Source organism: Microvirga tunisiensis, assembly GCF_009296175.1.
Classification (GTDB): domain Bacteria; phylum Pseudomonadota; class Alphaproteobacteria; order Rhizobiales; family Beijerinckiaceae; genus Microvirga; species Microvirga tunisiensis.
In genome coordinates this window covers 1-2,471 of record NZ_VOSK01000592.1, presented here as the reverse complement: position 1 = coordinate 2,471, position 2,471 = coordinate 1, and the positions used below count along the sequence as shown (strand labels likewise).

Genomic DNA, 2,471 nt, shown 5'->3' with positions numbered 1-2,471 from the left:
TGGGTCGTGGGGTTCATGCGCCTGTTCTGGCTCGTGGCGGTCGCTCTCCTCCTGCCCGGGGCCATCAAGGTCGCCCGGATGGCGAGCCATCATGTCTCGCGTCCGGCTTCAGGATCCGAGGCACCGTCCACGCCAGGGCTGACAGCGGTCTTTCTCGATCGCGGCCTCAGGGCGCTCCTGATCGCCGGCGCCGCCCTGTTGCTTGCGCACACCTGGCAGATCGACCTGGTCGAGATGAGCGGCCGCGACACCTTCCTGACCCGCCTCCTGCGGGGCGTGCTCAGCAGCATCGTGATCCTGCTGGTCGCCGACCTGATCTGGCAGGTGGTCAAGTCGCTGATCGACCGGCAGCTCAGTCAGACCGCGACCTTGTCCCCGCCCGGAACCGAGGCGGCTGTCAGGCAGGCCCGCCTCCGCACGCTGCTGCCGATCTTCCGCAACGTGATCTTCGTCGTGCTGGCGATCGTCGCCGTGATGATGGCTCTATCGGCGCTCGGGGTGGAGATTGGACCACTGATCGCCGGCGCCGGCATCGTGGGCGTCGCGGTCGGCTTTGGCTCGCAGACGCTGGTCAAGGACGTCATCAGCGGCGTGTTCTACCTGCTCGATGATGCCTTCCGGGTCGGCGAGTACATCACGAGCGGCAGCTACAAGGGGACGGTGGAATCGTTCGAGTTCCGCTCGGTGAAGCTACGGCATCACCGGGGGCCGCTGTTCACGGTGCCGTTCGGAGTCCTCGGGGCAGTTCAGAACATGAGCCGCGACTGGGTCATCGACAAGCTGACCATCGGCGTGTCCTACGACTCCGATTTCGACAAGGCGAAGAAGCTGATCAAGCAGATCGGCAAGGAGTTGGCGGAGGATCCGGAGTTCGCGCCCAACATCATCGAGCCGCTCAAGATGCAGGGCGTTGAGCAGTTTGGCGATTATGGCATCCAGATCCGCCTCAAGATGATGACCAAGCCCGGCGAACAGTTCGTTATCCGCCGCAGGGCTCTGGCCCTGATCAAGCAGGCCTTTGACGAGAACGGCATCCGGTTCGCTGTCCCCACCGTCCAGGTGGCGGACCGCGAGGAAGCCGGGCCGGTGGTGGCCCATCAGGCCCTCAAGCTCGTCAAGCCTCCCCCGCCCCCACCCGACGGACAGGCGGGTTGAGTGGGCCGCCTCAAGCCCGACCAAACCTTGGACAACCTGCACATTCCCGTTGGCCGGGGTAAAGGATCCGCGATGTTACACGCAGAAGCGAGAGGGGCCGTCGGGCCTCAGCTCGCGCGCCTTCCCTTGATCCTGGCCCTGGTGTCCGTTCTCGGGGCCTGCGCCAGTGTCCGGGGCGTGATGGTTCCGGTGAGTGGGACGGTCCCGGGTGCAAGCCAGATCGACATGCTGGTCGCCACCACGCGCAAGCGGGTTGATCCGGCGGAGATGTTCTCCGGCGATCGGGGCCCAACGCCGGGCTTCGCCAACATCACGGTCTCGATCCCGCCCTCGACCACCCGGCAGGTGGGCGAGGTGCAGTGGCCGCGACAGATACCGGGAAACCCGGCCACGGAGTTCGTGACGCTCAAGGCCGACGTGATCGACCGTCAGCAGGCGCTCGCCTGGTTCCACCGCTCCCTGCGCACGGTCCCCAAGCGACAGGTGCTGGTCTTCATCCACGGTTTCAACAACCGCTTCGACGATGCAGTCTTCCGCTTCGCGCAAATCGTGCACGATTCCGATGCTCCTGTGGTGCCGATCCTGTTCACCTGGCCCTCGCGCGGCAGCGTGCTGGCCTATGGCTACGACCGGGAGAGCACGGCCTATTCCCGCAATGCCCTGGAGAGCCTGCTGAAGGCGATCTCGCGTGATCCGGCCGTGGGCGAGATCTCGATCCTGGCGCATTCCATGGGCAACTCACTCGCGCTCGAGACTCTGCGCCAGATGGCCATCCGCGACGGCCGGGTGACGCCGAAGATCCGCAACGTCCTTCTGGCGGCGCCCGATGTCGATGTCGACTTGGCTAGGGAGGCCCTTGTCGACATGGGACCGAGGGCGAACCGGCCCGCCTTCACCCTGTTCGTGTCGCAGGACGACCGGGCGCTGGCGGTCTCCCGGCGGGTGTGGGGCAGCGAGGCTCGCCTGGGTGCCATCAATCCGGATCAGGAGCCCTACCGGACGCAGCTCGATCAGGCGAACGTGACGGTCCTCGACCTCACCAAGCTCAAGGCCGGTGATGCCCTCAATCACGGCAAGTTCGCCGAGAGTCCGGAGGTCGTGCAGCTCATCGGGAAGCGCCTGGCCGAGGGCCAGACAGTGACAGACTCCCGCGTCGGATTGGGCGATCGCATCATCCAGGTGACCGCGGGTGCGGCCACCGCCGTCGGAACGGCGGCCGGTCTGGCGGTGGCCGCACCACTGGCGGTGGTCGATCCCCGGACGCGGCAGTCTCTCGGTGATCATGTGGAGAGCCTGGGCCGATCCGCTTCTGATGC

At 66.2% G+C, this 2,471-nt stretch carries 2 protein-coding genes; both read left to right on the top strand.

What is annotated here, in order from left to right; all coding sequences use genetic code 11:
* A partial coding sequence (locus tag FS320_RS41720) for a mechanosensitive ion channel family protein (protein WP_152718433.1) occupies window positions 1-1,155 on the top strand: 1,155 nt, incomplete at its 5' end.
* 72 nt (window positions 1,156-1,227) lie between these two features.
* Window positions 1,228-2,471 (top strand): alpha/beta hydrolase (locus tag FS320_RS41715; RefSeq protein WP_152718432.1); only part of this gene is annotated, 1,244 nt, incomplete at its 3' end.